At 63.5% G+C, this 17,117-nt stretch carries 17 protein-coding genes; 9 read left to right on the forward strand and 8 right to left on the reverse strand.

Going from position 1 to position 17,117, the window contains the following annotated elements:
* Positions 1-10: 10 nt before the first annotated feature.
* The 6 genes from FQP90_RS07660 to FQP90_RS07685 all read right to left on the reverse strand — a co-directional run bounded on the left by FQP90_RS07660 (position 11) and on the right by FQP90_RS07685 (position 6,851).
* Positions 11-937 (reverse strand): AEC family transporter, encoded by a 927-nt coding sequence (locus FQP90_RS07660; RefSeq protein ID WP_144649144.1) that lies wholly within the window; start codon positions 935-937, stop codon positions 11-13.
* 161 nt (positions 938-1,098) lie between these two features.
* The gene (panD, locus tag FQP90_RS07665) at positions 1,099-1,530 is read right to left on the reverse strand and encodes an aspartate 1-decarboxylase (protein ID WP_208759965.1); all 432 of its coding nucleotides are present in this window, start codon (positions 1,528-1,530) and stop codon (positions 1,099-1,101) included.
* A gap of 188 nt (positions 1,531-1,718) precedes the next feature.
* Positions 1,719-3,230, reverse strand: a complete 1,512-nt coding sequence (locus tag FQP90_RS07670) for a rhamnulokinase (RefSeq protein WP_144649145.1) — start codon at positions 3,228-3,230, stop codon at positions 1,719-1,721.
* Positions 3,231-3,238: 8 nt separating this feature from the next.
* On the reverse strand, positions 3,239-5,278 hold the full coding sequence (locus FQP90_RS07675; RefSeq protein ID WP_167510434.1) for a bifunctional aldolase/short-chain dehydrogenase: 2,040 nt from the start codon (positions 5,276-5,278) through the stop codon (positions 3,239-3,241).
* A gap of 2 nt (positions 5,279-5,280) precedes the next feature.
* Entirely contained in the window at positions 5,281-6,447 is a 1,167-nt protein-coding gene (gene rhaI, locus FQP90_RS07680; protein ID WP_144649147.1) for an L-rhamnose isomerase, read from the reverse strand.
* Positions 6,444-6,851, reverse strand: a complete 408-nt coding sequence (locus tag FQP90_RS07685; RefSeq protein WP_144649148.1) for an L-rhamnose mutarotase — start codon at positions 6,849-6,851, stop codon at positions 6,444-6,446. The genes rhaI and FQP90_RS07685 overlap by 4 nt, the downstream gene beginning before the upstream one ends.
* A gap of 126 nt (positions 6,852-6,977) precedes the next feature.
* Between FQP90_RS07685 and FQP90_RS07690 the strand changes: the two genes are divergently transcribed.
* The gene (locus tag FQP90_RS07690) at positions 6,978-7,994 is read left to right on the forward strand and encodes a LacI family DNA-binding transcriptional regulator (RefSeq protein ID WP_144649149.1); all 1,017 of its coding nucleotides are present in this window, start codon (positions 6,978-6,980) and stop codon (positions 7,992-7,994) included.
* A 61-nt stretch (positions 7,995-8,055) separates the two neighbouring features.
* Here FQP90_RS07690 and FQP90_RS07695 read toward each other — a convergent pair whose 3' ends face one another.
* Complete coding sequence (locus FQP90_RS07695; protein ID WP_167510435.1) at positions 8,056-9,039, reverse strand: LysR family transcriptional regulator; 984 nt, start codon at positions 9,037-9,039, stop codon at positions 8,056-8,058.
* 7 nt (positions 9,040-9,046) lie between these two features.
* Positions 9,047-10,333, reverse strand: a complete 1,287-nt coding sequence (locus FQP90_RS07700) for an amidohydrolase (protein ID WP_244296589.1) — start codon at positions 10,331-10,333, stop codon at positions 9,047-9,049.
* A gap of 115 nt (positions 10,334-10,448) precedes the next feature.
* On the opposite strand from FQP90_RS07700, the gene FQP90_RS07705 reads away from it, so the two are divergent.
* From FQP90_RS07705 to FQP90_RS07740, 8 genes are all read left to right on the forward strand, one after another.
* The gene (locus tag FQP90_RS07705; protein WP_144649152.1) at positions 10,449-11,366 is read left to right on the forward strand and encodes a LysR family transcriptional regulator; all 918 of its coding nucleotides are present in this window, start codon (positions 10,449-10,451) and stop codon (positions 11,364-11,366) included.
* 149 nt (positions 11,367-11,515) lie between these two features.
* A complete protein-coding gene (locus FQP90_RS07710; RefSeq protein ID WP_144649153.1) occupies positions 11,516-12,019 on the forward strand; it encodes a Rid family hydrolase in 504 nt (167 codons plus the stop codon).
* Positions 12,012-12,785, forward strand: coding sequence for a hypothetical protein (locus FQP90_RS07715; RefSeq protein ID WP_144649154.1), 774 nt, complete (start codon positions 12,012-12,014; stop codon positions 12,783-12,785). Before FQP90_RS07710 ends, FQP90_RS07715 begins: the two co-directional genes overlap by 8 nt.
* Before the next feature lie 23 nt (positions 12,786-12,808).
* Entirely contained in the window at positions 12,809-13,579 is a 771-nt protein-coding gene (locus tag FQP90_RS07720) for an amino acid ABC transporter ATP-binding protein (RefSeq protein WP_144649485.1), read from the forward strand.
* 1 nt (position 13,580) lies between these two features.
* Positions 13,581-14,219: an amino acid ABC transporter permease gene (locus FQP90_RS07725; protein ID WP_144649155.1), complete on the forward strand. Its 639-nt coding sequence runs from the start codon at positions 13,581-13,583 to the stop codon at positions 14,217-14,219.
* Positions 14,216-14,869, forward strand: coding sequence for an amino acid ABC transporter permease (locus tag FQP90_RS07730; protein WP_144649156.1), 654 nt, complete (start codon positions 14,216-14,218; stop codon positions 14,867-14,869). The genes FQP90_RS07725 and FQP90_RS07730 overlap by 4 nt, the downstream gene beginning before the upstream one ends.
* Positions 14,870-14,902: 33 nt before the next feature.
* Positions 14,903-15,745 carry a substrate-binding periplasmic protein gene (locus FQP90_RS07735; RefSeq protein ID WP_144649157.1) on the forward strand — a complete coding sequence of 281 codons (843 nt, stop codon included), beginning with the start codon at positions 14,903-14,905 and terminating at the stop codon, positions 15,743-15,745.
* 108 nt (positions 15,746-15,853) lie between these two features.
* Positions 15,854-17,095: an ROK family protein gene (locus tag FQP90_RS07740; RefSeq protein WP_144649158.1), complete on the forward strand. Its 1,242-nt coding sequence runs from the start codon at positions 15,854-15,856 to the stop codon at positions 17,093-17,095.
* Positions 17,096-17,117 lie beyond the last annotated feature (22 nt).

Below are 17,117 nucleotides of genomic sequence, written 5' to 3' on the forward strand. Positions count from 1 at the left end.
GGGGGCAGCGCTAGGTGAGCAGCAGCGCCACCGCGATCATCGCCGGCACGGCCACGATCGTGGTGATGAGGACGGTGTCCTTGGCTACGGTAATTCCTGCTTGGTAGCGGTTGGCAGCGACGAACACGTTCTGTGCCGTGGGCAGGGCCGAGGTGACCACCACGGCGAACAGGGCATGACCGTCCATTCCCAGGGCAAAGCGGGCGAAGAGGTACGCGATCGTCGGGTGGACAATCAACTTGAAGCCGCTCGCCAACAGGGTGTCGAGTCGGCGTCCTGTGGACTTCTGCAAAGGCTTGGATCCATTGAGGCTCATCCCGAACGCCATCAGCATTGCCGGAATCGCGGCCCCGCCAATGAGGTGGATCGGCTCCAGGATGAGCGTGGGCACTTGGAAGCCGGTACCCGCCACCAGGAGCCCCAGTGCAGAGCCCACGATCATCGGATTCCTGACGATCATCAGCAGGAAACGCAGGGGAGTGGTGCGGTGCGAACTGGTGCTGGCATCGAGCGCCATGAGGTACAGGGGCGTGAAGAACGCGAGTTGGAAAATCAGCAGCGGCGCCACGTAGCTCGCGTCGCCTAGAACAAAGACAGCGATGGGAATGCCGAGGTTCGCGGAGTTGGCCAAGGACGAGCTCATCGAGGACATGAGCGCTTCGGGCATGCTGCGCTTCAGCCAGAACTTGGCGATCAGGAAGAACAGCAGGCCCGTGATGACCGCACCCACGGCGGTGACCAGCAGGGATGCGGCGAAGACATCATGCAGCTTGGCCTTGCTCAGGGTTTCAAACAGGAGCGCGGGACTGGCCACGAAAAACGTCAGGGAGCTCAGCACCGAGCGGGCATTTTCACCCAGGATGCCGCGACGGCCAACGAACATGCCCACCAGGATGATGGCCCAGACAACGAAGAACCCGGACAGGACGCCGATCATGACAGCAGGCGGGCGGGGATTCGTTGGATCACGGTTCCCAGCCTAGTCAGAACAGGCCGCCGGGTAAGCGTTTTCAGGCGGGTATTCCGTCATATGGACCTCACAACGCGCTCGACGCCGGCACCCTGGTGAGTGCCGACGTCGAGCGTTGCTGTGAAGACTTAGCTGAGGTGCGCTGCGTTGCTGAGTGCGTGCGGCGGGCGCATGAGCCCGGGGGTGTGGCCTTCGGCGGGGTCGTTGCCGAGCTGGAGGATCTTATTGTCCTTGCTGACGTGGACCACCTTGGGCTCGTAGGCCCGGGCCTCTTCCGTGGTCATTTCCGCATAGGTGATGAGGATGACCGTATCGCCGACGTGGACCATGTGGGCGGCCGCGCCGTTGATCCCGATCACGCCGGACCCGCGCTCGCCGGCAATGGTGTACGTCTCCAGCCGGGCGCCGTTGGTGACGTCCACAATGGACACGAGTTCACCGGGAAGGATGTCGGCCGCGTCCAGCAGGTCCAGGTCGACAGTCACCGAACCGACGTAGTGGAGGTCGGCATGGGTCACCGTTGCGCGGTGGATCTTGGACTTGAACATTGTGCGGATCATAGTGGGATCAGTTTAGCGCGGGACCCTCACCCGGCGCTGTGACGTACCAGACTTGGAGCCTGCCGTAGAGCGGGAGATTCACAAGCACGAGATCGGGGGCCTGTTGCTTCCTGACCTTGTTCAGATGCAGGATGGCCGCGGATCAACCTCACTCGGTTGATCCGCGGCCGCATCCGGTTCAAAGAGGGTCAGGACCGGCTGGACTGCAAGGCGCCGGCCGGCTCGTACCTCTCCAACTCCGTTCCCGCAGCCACGAGTTCGCGCAGCTCAGCCAGGTTTCCTTTGACCAGGCCGGCAGCCCTCGCCTGTACCAAGACGTTGCCCTGCGCGGTGGCTTCAACGGGCCCCGCGATGACGGGTTTGCCTGTTGCGTCGGCAGTGAGCTGGCACAGGAGCCGGTTCTGCGAACCGCCGCCCACGATGTGCACCACGCTGGTGCTTCTGCCAGTCAGCCGCTCGGCGTCGCACAGGGTTCGCGCGTAACCGGCCGCGAGGCTGTCCATAATGCAACGCACGACGGCGGCAGGTCGGTCCGGGAGTACGGCGCCGGTGTTGCGCACGGCTGCGCGGATGCGATCCGGCATGTTGTCCGGGGCGGTGAAGCCGGGGTCGTCGGCGTTGATCTGAGGTCCGCCGGCAGGTAGTGCCGCAGCGGAATCGAGTAACGCGGTGAGCGCTTGCGTGTAGCCCTCGGCGGCCCAGGCACGTTGGCATTCGCTCAGCAACCACAGACCACCGACGTTACGGAGGTACCGGATGGTTCCATCGACGCCGCGTTCGTTGGTGAAGTTGGCCTTGCGACTGGCCTCGCTGAGGACCGGCAATGCGAGTTCCACGCCTACCAGGGACCACGTGCCCGAGGATATGTAGGCGAAATCCTGGTCCGCAGCGGGAACTGCGGCGACGGCGGATGCGGTGTCGTGCGAACCGACGGCCACCACTTTCGTGTCCGCCGGAAGGCCCGTCCGGTCAAGGATCTCCGGCAAGAGCGTTCCCACCGTTTCGCCGGGTTGGATCAGCGGAGGGAAGACGTTGCGGGGCAGGCGGAGGGCGTCCAGGAATTCCGTGGCCCACTCTCCGGCGACGGCGTCGAAGAGCCCGGTGGTGGAGGCATTGGTGGCTTCCGTCCGGCGCTCACCCGTCAGCAGGAAAGCAATCAGATCGGGGATCAGGAGAGCTTGCAGCCCTTCAAGGTTCGGCTCCGCGGCCAGTTGATACAGGGTGTTGAACTGCAAGTACTGCAATCCCGTGGCGGCATAGAGCTTTTCCGGGGAAACGGCCGCATGGACGCGCTCCACTGTTGCCCGGCTGCGTTCGTCTCGGTAGCTGTAGGGTTGCGCGGTGAGTTCACCGGCGTCGTTAACCAGTCCGTAGTCCACGGCCCAGGTGTCGATGCCGATGCTCACGATGCGCTCGCCGTTCGTGGCCGCAACGGAAGCCGCGGCTGTGAGTCCCTTGAGTACCTCAGCGAACAGCGCGTCGAAATCCCAGCGGAGGCCGCCGTCGAGTTCTACGACGCCGTTGGGGAAGCGGTGGATGGTCTCGAGCGAAACCCCTGACGTTGGGGGGACGCGGCCGAGCATGACTCGGCCGGAGGAGGCCCCGATATCTATTGCTGCGAACACTGCGTTGGGGGCTGCGGGAGCGGACACCGCCCCGGCGTCTGCCGGGGCGGTGTTCGTGGTGGTTCCGTTGGTCACCGGTGGTCCTAGCGGAGGAAGGCTGCTGCCACGCCGGCGTCCACGGGAATGTGCAGGCCGGTGGTGTGGGAGAGCTCGTTGCTGGTGAGCACGGACGCGGCGTTGGCCACGTGTTCGGGCAGGACTTCGCGCTTGAGGAGCGTGCGTTGGGCGTAGTACTTGCCCAGTTCCTGCTCGTCCACGCCGTACACGGCTGCGCGCTTGGCGCCCCAGCCGCCGGCGAAGATACCGGAGCCGCGGACCACGCCGTCGGGGTTGATGCCGTTGACGCGGACGCCGTACTCGCCCAGTTCGGCGGCGAGCAGGCGGACCTGGTGGGCTTGGTCTGCCTTGGTGGCGGAGTAGGCGATGTTGTTCGGGCCGGCGAACACAGAGTTCTTGGAGGAGATGTAGATGATGTCTCCGCCCATGCCTTGGTCGATCATGACCTTCGCCGCGGCCTTGGACACCAGGAACGAACCCTTCGCCATGACGCTGTGCTGCAGGTCCCAGTCCTTCTCGGTGGTTTCCAGCAGCGGCTTGGAGATGGACAGGCCGGCGTTGTTGACCACCAGGTCCAGGCCGCCGAACGCGAGCACGGCCTCCTGAATCGCCGCGGCGATCTGGGCTTCGTCGGTCACGTCGGCCTGGACGCCGATGGCGACGTCGGAACCGCCCAGTTCGTCGGCGACCTTTTGCGCGTTCTCAAGGTTCAGGTCGGCAATCACCACGCACGCGCCGTCGGACGCCAAGCGGGTGGCGATCGCCTTGCCGATGCCCGACGCCGCACCGGTCACCAGCGCGATGCGGGTGGCGTGGGACTTGGGCTTGGGCATCCGGGCGAGCTTGGCTTCCTCCAAGGCCCAGTACTCGATGCGGAACTTCTCGGATTCCTCGATCGGGGCGTAGGTGGAGATGGCCTCGGCGCCCCGCATCACGTTGATGGCGTTGATGTAGAACTCGCCGGCGACGCGGGCGGTCTGCTTGTCCTTGCCGAAGGAGAACATGCCGACGCCGGGCACCAGCACGATGGCCGGGTCAGCGCCGCGCAGCGCCGGTGCATCAGCGTCAGCGTGCCGGTCGTAGTACGCCTGGTAGGCCTCGCGGTAGGCGGCGTGCAGTTCCTTGAGGCGGTTGGTTGATTCTTCGATCGAGGCGTCGGCCGGGAGGTCCAGGACCAGCGGCTTGACCTTGGTGCGCAGGAAGTGGTCCGGGCAGGACGTGCCCAGCGCGCCCAGGCGCGGGTGCTCTTCCGCGGCAAGGAATTCAAGCACGACGGCGTCATCGCTGAAGTGCCCCAGCTGCGGTTTGTCGGTGGAGGCCAGGCCCCGGATCACCGGTGCGAGGGCGGCTGCCTTGGCCCTGCGCTCAGCTTCGGGGAGGGCGCCGTAGCCGGGGAGCATGGCGCCGAAGGGCTCGGACTTGCCGTTCTCCTTGATGTAGGTCTCTGCCTGATCGATGATCCAGAGCGAGTTGGCCTCGGCCTCTTCGGACGTGGCGCCCCAGGCGGTGATGCCGTGGCCGCCCAGGATGGTGCCGATGGCCTGCGGGTTGGCTTCCTTGATCGCCGCGATGTCCAGGCCCAGCTGGAAACCGGGACGACGCCACGGAACCCAGACAACCTTGTCGCCGAAGACCTTGGAGGTCAGCGCTTCGCCGTCCACGGCGGTGGCGATCGCGATGCCCGAGTCCGGGTGCAGGTGGTCAACGTGCGCTGCGTCCACGAGGCCGTGCATGGCGGTATCGATCGAGGGCGCGGCGCCACCCTTGCCGTGCAGGCAGTAGTCAAAGGCGGCCACCATTTCGTCTTCACGCTCGACGCCGGGGTAAACGGACTTCAGAGCCTGCAGCCGGTCCAGCCGGAGCACGGCAAGGTTCTCCGCCTTCAGCGTGCCGAGGTCACCGCCGGAGCCCTTGACCCAGAGGAGTTCGACGTCCTGGCCCGTGACGGGGTCCTTCTCGGTGCCCTTGGCGGAGGTGTTGCCGCCGGCGAAGTTGGTGTTCCGCTTGTCCGCACCGAGGCGGTTGGAACGGGAAATCAGTTCTTCAACAGTGGTGTTGGTAGTCATGCTTAGGCGCCCCATCCGGCTTGCTGGCCGCCTGCGCGGTCCTCGTTGATCTTCTTCTGGTATCCGCTGGCCTTGTAGGCGGCCATCGGGTCGGCGGGCAGGCCGCGGGATTCGCGCCACTCGGCCAGGGCCGGGCGGACGTCGGTATAGAAGGCATCGTTGAAGATGCCGTTGGCGGCCAGGACGTCCCCGGCGCGCTGGGCTTCGCTGAGTGCGGCGGTGTCCACCAGCAGCGCGCGGGCCGTCATTTCCTGGACGTTCAGCACCGAGCGGATCTGGCCCGGGATCTTCTCTTCCAGGTTGTGGCACTGGTCCAACATGAGGGCGACGCCGGAATCCTTCCCGAAGCCGCCGCCACGGATGACCTCGTGCATGATGCGGAACAGCTGGAACGGATCAGCCGCGCCCACAATCAGGTCATCGTCGGCGTAGAAGCGGGAGTTGAAGTCGAAGGAACCCAGTTTGCCCAGGCGCAGGAGCTGCATCACGATGAACTCGATGTTGGTGCCAGGGGCGTGGTGGCCGGTGTCCAGGCAGACAAAGGCCTTCTCGCCCAGGGCAAGGGTCTGCGCGTAGGACGTGCCCCAGTCCGGAACATCGGTGTGATAGAAAGCCGGCTCGAAGAACTTGTACTCCAGGACCAGGCGCTGCTCATCGCCCAAGCCCGCGTAGATCTCCTGAAGCGACTCAGCCAGGCGGTCCTGGCGGCCGCGGATGTCATCCTGGCCCGGGTAGTTGGTGCCATCGGCCAGCCAGATCTTGAGATCGCGCGAACCCGTGGCGTGCATGATCTCGATGCACTCCAAGTGATGGTCGATCGCCCGGCGGCGCACGGACTCGTTGGACGAGGTTAGGGAGCCGAACTTGTACTCGTCATCCTGGAACGTGTTCGAGTTGATCGTGCCCAGTCCGACGCCCAAACCAGCGGCGTACTCGCGCAGGGCGGCGTAGTCATCCACCTTGTCCCACGGGATATGAAGGGCCACGGTGGGAGCAAGGCCGGTGAGCTCGTGGACCTTGGCAGCGTCGGCGATCTTTTCCTGGACGGTGCGCGGAGTACCGGGGGTGCCGAAGACCTTGAACCGGGTCCCGGAGTTACCGTAGGCCCAGGACGGCACTTCAATGGCCAATTCCCCGAGACGGCCCAGGGCCGATTCTGTGGTGTTCATGCTTGTTCCTTTTGGTATTCGTGGGCTGAGTCTTTGTCTATGTGTGTGGTGCCGGTGGCATCTGTGACGATGCCTGCAGCGGCCAGTTGGTCCTCAAGGTTGAAAACTTCCTCGACGATCTCGAAGCCCTGGTCCGGAGGGACGTTGCTGTTTGCGAACAGGGTTGCCATCTCGGCCTGCCAGCGGGCGTTGACGTCAGTCAGGGCCATGTGGGCCTGCGCTGCTGCGTAGTCTTCGCATTCCAGGTAGCCGATGAGTTGGCCGTCGGAACCGAGGAACAGCGAGTAGTTGTTCCAACCGGCGTTCTTCAATGCCAGCAGCATTTCCGGCCATACGGCGGCGTGGCGCTCCTTGTACTCGTCCATCAGTTCCGGCTGGACGGAAGAGCGGAAACATACCCTCATGTGCGGATCTCCAGGGTTACTCGTCTTTGAATCGTTTCATTTGTTACGATTCAAATTACCCTCGGAAACGGGAGGGTGTCAAGGCGTTTCCAGCACATTGACGTCAGCCATCGGAGATCGGAAAGCATGTCCCAGACAGCCAGCATCAAAGACGTTGCCACCCACGCCCAGGTAGCCGTGGGAACTGTTTCCAACGTGCTGAATTACCCGGACCGCGTTTCGCAGCGAACCAAGGAGCGCGTCCTTAAATCCATTGCCGAACTCGGCTTCGTGCGCAACGACGCTGCCCGCCAACTCCGCGCGGGCCAGAGCAGGACCATCGGCCTCATTGTGCTGGACGTCGGGAACCCCTTCTTCTCCTCCGTCGCCCGCGCTGCGGAGGATGCTGCCGCAGCCCTGGGCAGTGTGGTGCTTGTTGGTGACAGCGGGCAGGACACCTCTCGCGAGGCGCACTACATGGACCTGTTCCAGGAGCAGCGAGTTCAAGGCCTGCTTATTTCGCCCGTCGGCGACGTGACCGAACGTATCGACACCCTTCGCGAACGTGGCGTCCCCACGGTGCTGGTGGACCAACTCGCCGATGAGAACCGCTGCAGCTCGGTCTCCGTGGATGACGACGCCGGGGGATATCTGGCCGCCAAGCACCTGCTGGACACGGGCCGCCGTCGTCTGGCTTTTGTTGGCACCCCCTCCATCCGTCAGGTGGCGCACCGACTCAAGGGTGCGCAACGTGCTGTTGCCGAAGTGCCCGGTGCCACCATCGAAGTCCTTGACTCCGCCGGTCAGACAGTCTTGGCCGGACGGCAAGTGGGCAACAAGCTGGTGGAGCGGGACCCGGAGAAGCGGCCCGAAGCGGCTTTTTGCTCCAACGACCTCCTGGCGCTTGGCCTCATGCAGTCGTTGACCATGCTGCGGACGGTCCGCATTCCCGAGGACATTGCCCTGATCGGCTACGACGACATCGACTTCGCCATCTCCGCTGTGGTTCCCCTGTCCTCCATCCGCCAGCCCACCGAGGCGCTGGGCCGGACCGCGATCGAGTTGCTCGCGGAGGAGCAGGACAGCGGCGGAACCAAGCACAGGGCCGTGGTCTTCACGCCCGAGCTCGTGGTGCGGCAAAGCACTGGCGGCTCACCCGACTAAGTCGAAATCATGGGCGACTTGAGCGGTCATGACGCGCTCTGCTGCGACCCAGTTGGGAGGATTACGACGCGCGGAGACCGGCAAGGTAACCCATCGGCACCATCGCCTCGGGCTGCTTCGTCTGACGGACAATTCCGGTGTGGGACGCGGCCAGTTTGTCCGCAGCGCGTCCCAGGCATTGCAGGAAGCTCGTGATGGAAACGCCGGCCTGCGTCTTGTGCCGGAGCGCGGATACGTACCGCCGGGCGGTGCATCCGCTGATGCTCGTGGCAATGACCGTGTCCGTGGGCACATGGTCCAAGGAAGGAACCAGGGCTATGCCCAGCCCTGAACGGACCATGCCGCGGATGGCGTCGTAGTTGTTGCTGCGGACTGCGACGCGGGGCTGGAATCCAGCGCCGGCGCACAGGTGCCTCACGCATGCATCGCCGGACGAGTCTTCCTTGGTGGAGACCCAACTTTCTTCCGCCAGGTCTTGGACGGTGATGGTTTCTGCGCCTGCCAGCCGGTGGTTCCCAGGGAGAAGCAGTACCAGGTCCTCGGCCAACAAGGGCACGGCCACCACGTTCGCCGGCCATTTCTGGGGAACAAGATCGTAGTGGTACACCACTGCAACATCCAGGGCGGAGTCGCGGATCATGGCTGCGAGCTCAGCTGGCCCGCTCTCTTCCAATTCCACGCTCGAATTGGGGTGCCTTCGCAGGTAGGACGCCAGTCCGCCGGGAAGCAGTCGCTGGCTCGCGGTGCTGAAGGCGCCCAGCCGCATCAGTCCGTAGTCTCCTTTGCTAAAGCCCCTCATGTCGTCTTCCAGTGCACTCAGCGCGTGAATGATGTCATGTGCCCGGGAGGCAAGAAACTTCGCGGCTTCCGTTGGCCGGATGCTTTGGGCATCGCGTTCCACAAGCGGTGCCTGCACGGCGCGTTCCAGTGCAGCTACCTGCTGCGACACGGCCGAACCGGTGTAGCCGATCTCGCGAGCTGCATCGGCGAATGAACCTGTCCGGAGGACCACGGACAGTGTGTGCAGGTGGACGGGATTCAGCATGGCCTGGCTATTCTCCTGATGGCGGCGTGAGTAGCCGCTCCACGTCAAGGGCGCCACCGGCCGCTTCGAAATCCAGGCGGACCTGCTCCCGCAGCTGGGCATCGGCGAGGTAGTCGGCCATGGTCAGCGCCAACCCCACGGCCCCATCCACTACGGCGGCGTCCCCCACGGGACTGATGGAGTGCTGGCCAAACTCGACAGTGTGCATCACAGCCGTAGCTTTCGAGATGCTCACGGTCGGGTGGATGGACGGGATCCGGAGGCTGATATTTCCCAGATCCGTAGACCAGCCGCCACCAACCAGTTCGGTCTCCAGGGTGATGGCTCTGCCACGCGCCGACATGCGGGAGTGGTACCGGGCGGCCAGCGCGTTGTTGCTGCGCACGGGAAGGTAGGCGGGGAAGGGGTCCCAGTTAGTTTCCAGCCGGGTGCCGGTCGTGAGTGCGGCACCCTCCAGGACGTTTTGCACCTTCTGCGAAAGATCGATCAACCCCTCGGGGTCCAATGAGCGGATTTCGACGACGGCGCGCGCCAGGTGCGGGACGACGTTCACCGCGGTGCCTCCCTCGTTAATGAGGCAGTGCAAGCGGTCCGTCACAGGTATGTGCTGGCGGAGGGCCGCTATTCCTTGGTACGCGGCGACTACGGCGTCGAGCGCGTTGCGGCCCATGTGCGGGGCGGACGAGGCGTGGGCAGCTACGCCGTGGAAGGTCACTTCGACATCCCGGACCGCCAGCGAGGCAAACGAAGCGACCTCGTACTCTCCGGTGAACGGGTGCAGCATCACCACGGCGTCGATGTCGTCGAAGGCGCCGGCGCGGGCGAGCAGCTCCTTGCCGTTGCCGTTTTCTTCGGCCGGCGTGCCGATGAGCACCACGGAACCGCCGAGTTCCTGCACGTGGGCAGCCAGGCCGAGGAAGGCCCCAACCGCCGCCGCGCAGATCACGTTGTGGCCGCAGCCATGGCCAACCTCAGGGAGGGCGTCGTATTCGGCGAGGACGGCTACCTTGGGGGAGCCGGATCCAGCCTCGGCGCGAAGCGATGTGCGAAGTCCGTAGCGGCCCACTTGGACCGGAAAACCCCGGTACCTCAGGAATTCGGCCGCGAAGGCCACTGACAGGCGCTCCTCGAAGCCGATCTCGGCTATGCCGTGGATGCCGTGGCTGAGTTCCCGGAGGTCTGTGCTCAGTCCTTCAACGGTGCTTGTGATGTTTCGCGCCAGGGATTCGGTGGCGCCGAGGATGCCGGTAAGGCGAGGATGTGTTTCCACGGTGACCACGTGGCGTCCTTTCACGATGGGAAGTGTTTGGGGCCATTCGGAACTTCGTTGTTCCGCAGGTGGCGTGTTGTTTAACTTAAGATACATCCAGTTAGGTGTTAAGCATAGCTAATCATGTAAGAATGTGATCATGACCGAAAAGCCCCTCCCGGACGTCTCACGACTGCGGCTCCTCAGCGAGGTTGCACGGCAAGGATCGCTGGCCGGCGCGGCCCGCGTCCTTGGCATCACCTCGTCCGCCGTTTCGCAACAGATCAGCGTCTTGGAGCGCGAGGCGGGTGTCCAGCTCCTGGACCGCTCGTCACGAGGTGTCGGCCTGACAGGTGCCGGCGAGATCCTGGTGGAGCACGCGCGTGCCGTGGTCCGGCTCCTGGAAGTTACCCGCGCTGAAATGGACCAGCTCAGCGGCGAACTCGCCGGCAGGGTACGGATAGGTTCCATTCCTTCGCTTGCGCGGACAGTACTTCTGCCGGTGGCCGAAAAGCTCGAGGTGACCGTCCCCGACGTCGAACTGACCGTCAACGTCGTGGAGCCGGTGGACAGCATTGAACAGTTGTTGAACGGCGCGCTGGACATTGCCATCGTCGACCTCTACGACAATGTGCCCATGGCCTTTCCGGACTATCTGGTCACCCGGGAAGTCATGAGCGAGCCGCTGGTTTTGGTCACTCCGCCTGACTATGTGGTGCCCCCACGGCTCAAGCTGGCAGACCTCAAGAACGCGGACTGGGTCCTGACGCCGGAAGCCGGTGCCTGCGGGCAAGCGGTCCGGTATGCGTGCCGCAACGAGGGTTTTGAGCCCAACATCCGATGGAGCGTGGACGATCTTCTGCTGTTGGTTGAGTCGATATCGAGGGGGCGGGGAATCTCCTTGCTTCCTCCGCTCTCCATCGACAGCACAGTGGCGCCCGTTGGTATCCATGCCTTCGACAAGCCACGCATCCAGCGCCGGGTGCTCACCGTGACACGGAGCAGCGACGCCAAACGCCCCATCGTGAAGGCCGTTCTGGATGAAATCCACAACCTCCTGGGTAGAGCCGCCGCGTAAGCCGAGCGCCGCCGTCGTGGGTTAAGCGGCAGTAAAAGAATCTCTTGTGGCAGCGCCAGTAAACATCGTCCTGAAGCCGGCCTTAACCCCTTTTTCTCGCTCCATGCTTGTAGTGATCAGTGACGATCACCACAAAGGAGAACGAAAAAATGACCACCCTCGAACGACGCTTCGCAGAGGTTCCCGGACACTGGCAGGTGCCGGGCCACTTCAAGATCAACCACAGCCACGGCATCCGCGTGGGGGACATGATCTACGTCGGCGGCCAGGAAGACCTCGATGCGGACGGCAACGTCAATAACCCCGGCGACATCGTGGCCCAGTGCAAGAACGTCATGGAATCCCTGAAACGGGTCATCGAAAACCTCGGCGGCACCATGGGCGACGTGGTCCAGTTCAACACCTTCTACGCCGGCGAACTCAGCTACGAAGAATGGCAGCGCACGTACGACATCCGCTTCAGCTACTTCCCCGCCCCAGGCCCCACCGCCACAGGCATCCTGATCGGCGAAGAACTCAACCTCCCCGGCATTCGCGTGGAAGTTAATGCCGTCGCTATCGTGGGCAGCGCGGCTACCCGCATTGAAGCGTTCGACGGCGGCGCCCAGGCAGTGCTCGACGGTACCGATGCGGGGGAGGCCCCCGGTGTCTGAGGTCAAGCCCCAACTTGGCGTCATCCTGTGCGACCTCGATTCCTATCCCGTGGACTACATCGAGTGCCTCACCCCGGATGCCTCGGGCATCAGCGACAACCCGGTGGGCTTCTTCGAGAACCCTGCCAGTTGGCAAGGTCTTCCCGTTGCCTATGCCGTGGCCCGCGGAGCCCGTGTGGAACCGTTGGTCAATGGCGAACCTGAAGCCATTGAGGCTTTCTGGTCCGCCAGCGAAAAGCTGGCCCACTGCCCCCTGGTCATCACGGATTGCGGGTTCTTCTTCTACGCCCGCAAGGACATGCGCCAAACAGCCAACGTCATCACCAGCGGATTGGACCTGCTTCCCATCGCCTCAGTGCTGACAAGCAAGGACATCGGTGTGTTGACGGTTTCCGAGTCGCTCGCCTCGAAGCTCCTCGGAGACCACGTGCTGTCCTCGCGACTGGTGATCGCAGGCATGGAAGCCGAGCCCGGCTGGTCCACGATGCTGACCAACGACCACGCTTTGGGCAACGGCTGGGATCAGGCCTTGCTGAAGGAAGGCGTAGCTGCTGTTGCCAAGCGTGAGTTCGGCCCCGGCGGACGCCTTGCGAACATCGGCGTCCTGGTCCTCGAATGCACCCTGCTGCCCGAATTCCGCCAGGAAATCCGCAAGTACACCGATGTGCCGATCCTCGACGTCGCCTCCTTCGCGCTGAACGCGTTGGGTAAGGGTTTCGACGCCGGTGCGCCGGCAGCGGGGTCCAGCGCCACCTTGAGCCAATGACACAAGTCAGGAACGAGTCAGTCATGCATGAAGACACCGAGCAGGATCGGATCGCCATATCCCTTGAGTCAGTGGTCAAGAAGTATGGGGATCACACAGTGATCAACGACGTGTCATTGTCCGTTCGGGAAGGCGAGGTGATTGCCATCATCGGCCCCAGCGGTGCCGGCAAGAGCACCCTGCTGAGGTGCATCAATTTGTTGGAGGTCCCCGACCGCGGTCGGATCACGGTGGAAGGCAACCATGTGGATGCCGGAACCCAGATCAGCCACAAGGACCTGGTCCGTCTGCGCCGCAACGTCGGAATGGTGTTCCAGTCCTTCAACCTCTTTCCGCATATGACGGTTCTGCGGAATATTTCGCTCCCCCAGGAGCGTGTGCTCGGGCGGAGCCGGCAGGAAGCAGACGCCCGCTCCATGAAGCTTTTGGAAAGGGTGGGACTGGCCGACAAGGCCCAGCAATATCCCAGCCGTTGTTCCGGAGGCCAGCAGCAGCGCATCGCCATTGCACGGGCGTTGGCCCTGGACCCCCGCGTGATGCTCTTCGACGAACCTACGTCGGCGCTGGACCCGGAAGTGGGTCTCGAAGTGCTGGCGGTGATGCGCGAGCTGGCGGCTGAAGGAATGACCATGGTGGTGGTCACCCACGAGATGCAGTTCGCCAGGGATGTTTCGGACCGTGTGGTGGTGATGGCAGAGGGAGCCATCCTCGAAGAGGGCGATCCCGCGGACGTGTTCACCGCACCCGCCATGGACCGTACGCGGAAGTTCCTTCGCGCAGTTCTGGAGCGCTGACATGGAACACCTCTCAGTGGTGGCACAGGGCGTCTCCATGACGCTGCTGCTGACACTCTCCTCGCTACTGTTCGGCGCCATCGGCGGTATACCGTTGGTCCTTGCGCGCCGGTCGCGGCTTGCCTTGGTGCGGTTTACTGCCCGCGCCCTTATCGAACTGCTGCGCGGGATCCCGCCGCTGGCCTGGCTCTTCATCATCTACTTCGGTGTAGGTACTGGTGTCATTGAACTGAGTTCCTTCGCGGCCGCCGTCATCGGGTTCGGATTGGTCTCCTCTGCCTACATGGCTGAGATCTATCGAGGTGGGCTGACGGCCATCCATGACGGCCAATGGGAAGCCAGCGATGCCCTGGGCCTGTCGCATGCGGCCACCCTGGTCACCATCATTGGCCCCCAAGTCCTTCGTGTCTCCATTCCGGCCGCTGCGACGTTCGCCATCGGATTGCTCAAGGACTCCTCTGTTGCCTCCGTCATCGGTGTCCAGGACACCATTTATTGGGCCAGCCACGAATCCACGGTGACGGGTGACGCGATCGTGCCCTTCCTTTGGGCTGCCGGGCTGTACGTGGCCATGACCATTCCTTGTGCGTGGGCAACGCGGTTGCTGGATGCCAAGCTCCGAAAGCGGGTTGCGCGATGACGTTCTTCAACGACTGGGTGGACTACTTCCCTGACCTGTTGGGCGGGCTCGGTGTCAGCCTGCAGCTGACCCTGGTAACGCTGCTGATCGGCCTTCCTGCCGGACTTGTGCTGGCTCTTGCTGCTGGTTCAAAGAAACGAGTCGTCCGTGTCGTAGCCATTGGCGTGATCGAGGTGGGCCGCGGAACCCCGGCCCTCGTGGTCCTGCAGCTGTTCTATTTCGGGCTCCCGACCGCCGGAATGACCCTGACCTCCTTCGTGGCAGCATCGCTGGCTCTGGCTTTCACCACTGCGGCCTATACCAGCGAGATCCTGCGAGGCGGGCTGCAGGCCGTGCCGAGCGGTGAAGTGGAAGCAGCGCATGCCTTGGGGATGGCACGCGGCGACATCCTTCGATTTGTTGTGATTCCGCAAGGGATCAGAATCGCCATCCCGCCGCTCATGGGGTTCGCGATCATGGTGTTCCAAGCGACCTCCTTGGCCTACACCATTGCCATGCCGGAATTGATGAGCCAGGCCTACTCCATCGGCTCCATCACGTTCCGCTACCTGAGCATCCTTACCCTCGCGGGTTTGATGTACGCCTTGATCACTATTCCCGCGAGTTCCCTGAGCAACTTCGTTGAGTATCGCCTGGCCCGTCACCGCTGACGTTCCAGGCAACATAGACCCAGAGGACCCACCATGAAACTACGAATGATTGCGTCAACAGTGGCTGCGTTGACGTTGGCTGCGGCCCTGAGCGGTTGCGGTGGCAACACCGAAGCTGCCGGATCCAAAGTCTCCGCCGACTGCAAACCTGCTTCCGACTTCGGCACCATCAAGAAGGGCAACTTGACGGTTGCCGTCTATGAAGCGCCGCCCTACGTCACGTTCAAGGGCAATGAACTCGGGGGAGTCGACGGCGACATCCTCACGGGATTTGCCCAAAAGGAATGCCTCTCCATCACCACGGTGTCCGCCGCTGCTGCAGCCGTCATCCCCACGGTCCAGGGTGGCCGGGCCGATATTGCTACGGGCGGCTGGTGGCGGTCCAAGGCTCGGGCCGACATCCTTGATCTGACTGAACCGATCTATACCGACCAGATGGTGCTGATTTCCAAGGACGGGCTCAACAAGGTCACTGACCTTAAAGGCAAGAAAGTAGGGACTGTCAACGGCAACGTGTGGGTGGACGACGCCAAGAGCTACCTCGGCGGCGACTTGCAGCTCTATAAAGCCCCCGTGGACTTGTTCCAGGACCTCAAATCCGGCCGGCTGGACGTTGGAATCGATGGTTTCGGTGAAGCGCATCAAAACAGCAACGGGCTCAAAGTCGAAGTTCTGGACCCGGACAGTGCCATCAAGGCATCGCTCGAGCCGCCGCAGACGTGCTTGCCGGTGACCAAGGGCAACACCGCGTTGGTTACAGCCCTTAACGAGTACGTGGAGAGCCTTCGCCAGGACGGCAGTTTGGAGAAGATCGTGGTGAAGAACGGCTTCCCGGCCTCCTCCATCAAGACGGGGGACGCCCGCCTGATCGGCTGATCTGCCCAAGTAACTGGCAGTAGTGGTTGTTCTGATGCCTCAGAACAACCACTACTGCCAGCCAGTTGGGCTGCGCGGGCAATCCTGATCCTGTGGCAGGCTAACCACATGGTCACGCACGCACACGCCTCCGGAAGTCCGGGATTTGACTCGTCCCATTCACTCGTCAGCGGGGACGTGCGCCGGCACAACCTTGAGTTGGTGGCTGGGCACCTCGTTGAACATGGTCCCAGTTCCCGCAGCCAGATAGCCGAAGGGACGGGGCTGACGCGGGGCGCAGTGACCGCGCTGACGCGGTTGCTGGTGGATGCCGGGACTATTCGGGAGGTGGAACCTGTGTCTGCTGGAGGGAAGGGCCGGCCGCAGACACTCCTGGAATTGGCCGCCAACGATGTCGCCCTGGTGATCCTTCAACTGGACGCCGACGAGGCCACCGCGGTGGTTGCCTCCCTGGCCGGGGATGTCCTGTTCCGCACCGCTGATCACCACGGGCGGCCCATGGGGGACCCGGAACCTGTGCTTGATGTCCTGGCGACAGTGCTGGAGCGTGCTGTGGCAGCGGCTGGGGGAATGCAGCGGCGCGTGGTGGATGTGACGGTGGTGGTCTTCGCGCCGGTACTTGGTGATCCGCCCGTGGTTTTCGGTGATTCAGACATGGGCTGGGGTGAAGTGGATGTTCTCGGCGGGCTTCGAAAGCGGGTTCCCGGCTTACCGGGGAGTGTCTCCTTGCATTCGGACGCCGGGTTCGCGGCCATGGCCGAGTTCGATCTGATCCCCGGCATCAGGGACATGGTCTATCTGAAGAGCAATTCGGGAATCGGAGGAGCCATCATTCTTGGCGGCAGGCTCCGCACGGGAGCTCATGGCTTGGCGGGCGGATTCGGACACCTTCCCATGGACCACCTGGGGGAACGCTGCGTCTGCGGGCAACGTGGCTGCCTGGTCCTGGTTGCGGGACCTGATGTCGTCCTGAAATCTGCTGGGTTGGGCGAAGAACTGGAAACTGCGGGCCTGGGCAGTGCCTTGGGGGATCTGACTGACCGGATTGCCCGCGGCGACGCAAGGGCGGTCGAGTCCTTCGACGCCGCGGCGGACTGGGTTGCGCGGGCCCTTCACGTCCTCAGCCGTACCCTGGACCCCCAGACGGTGGTGTTGGGCGGGTATTGGTCGGTGCTGGCTGACCGGATCGAACGCTCCTTCGCCGAGCACGCCCCGGTCTCTGCTTCACCGGGGAGTTACCTGCCCACTATCCGGGCCGGACAGCTGGAGAACGAAGCGACCCTTGTTGGGGCGATTCGGGAATCGAGAAAACGGTTGCTCCATGAGCCACTGGAAGTGCGTTTAATTTAACCCTTGAATTATCTATGGATGC

This window comes from Paenarthrobacter nitroguajacolicus, from assembly GCF_007786235.1.
Classification (GTDB): Bacteria; Actinomycetota; Actinomycetes; order Actinomycetales; family Micrococcaceae; genus Arthrobacter; species Arthrobacter nitroguajacolicus_A.

What these genes read in the sequence shown, in the direction of transcription:
- FQP90_RS07660 (WP_144649144.1), bottom strand. Translation starts at nt 937, where the DNA reads ATGATCGGCGTCCTGTCCGGGTTCTTCGTTGTCTGGGCCATCATCCTG.
- panD (WP_208759965.1), bottom strand. Translation starts at nt 1,530, where the DNA reads ATGATCCGCACAATGTTCAAGTCCAAGATCCACCGCGCAACGGTGACC.
- FQP90_RS07675 (WP_167510434.1), bottom strand. Translation starts at nt 5,278, where the DNA reads ATGACTACCAACACCACTGTTGAAGAACTGATTTCCCGTTCCAACCGC.
- rhaI (WP_144649147.1), bottom strand. Translation starts at nt 6,447, where the DNA reads ATGAACACCACAGAATCGGCCCTGGGCCGTCTCGGGGAATTGGCCATT.
- FQP90_RS07685 (WP_144649148.1), bottom strand. Translation starts at nt 6,851, where the DNA reads ATGAGGGTATGTTTCCGCTCTTCCGTCCAGCCGGAACTGATGGACGAG.
- FQP90_RS07690 (WP_144649149.1), top strand. Translation starts at nt 6,978, where the DNA reads ATGTCCCAGACAGCCAGCATCAAAGACGTTGCCACCCACGCCCAGGTA.
- FQP90_RS07695 (WP_167510435.1), bottom strand. Translation starts at nt 9,039, where the DNA reads ATGCTGAATCCCGTCCACCTGCACACACTGTCCGTGGTCCTCCGGACA.
- FQP90_RS07705 (WP_144649152.1), top strand. Translation starts at nt 10,449, where the DNA reads ATGACCGAAAAGCCCCTCCCGGACGTCTCACGACTGCGGCTCCTCAGC.
- FQP90_RS07710 (WP_144649153.1), top strand. Translation starts at nt 11,516, where the DNA reads ATGACCACCCTCGAACGACGCTTCGCAGAGGTTCCCGGACACTGGCAG.
- FQP90_RS07720 (WP_144649485.1), top strand. Translation starts at nt 12,809, where the DNA reads ATGCATGAAGACACCGAGCAGGATCGGATCGCCATATCCCTTGAGTCA.
- FQP90_RS07725 (WP_144649155.1), top strand. Translation starts at nt 13,581, where the DNA reads ATGGAACACCTCTCAGTGGTGGCACAGGGCGTCTCCATGACGCTGCTG.
- FQP90_RS07730 (WP_144649156.1), top strand. Translation starts at nt 14,216, where the DNA reads ATGACGTTCTTCAACGACTGGGTGGACTACTTCCCTGACCTGTTGGGC.
- FQP90_RS07735 (WP_144649157.1), top strand. Translation starts at nt 14,903, where the DNA reads ATGAAACTACGAATGATTGCGTCAACAGTGGCTGCGTTGACGTTGGCT.
- FQP90_RS07740 (WP_144649158.1), top strand. Translation starts at nt 15,854, where the DNA reads ATGGTCACGCACGCACACGCCTCCGGAAGTCCGGGATTTGACTCGTCC.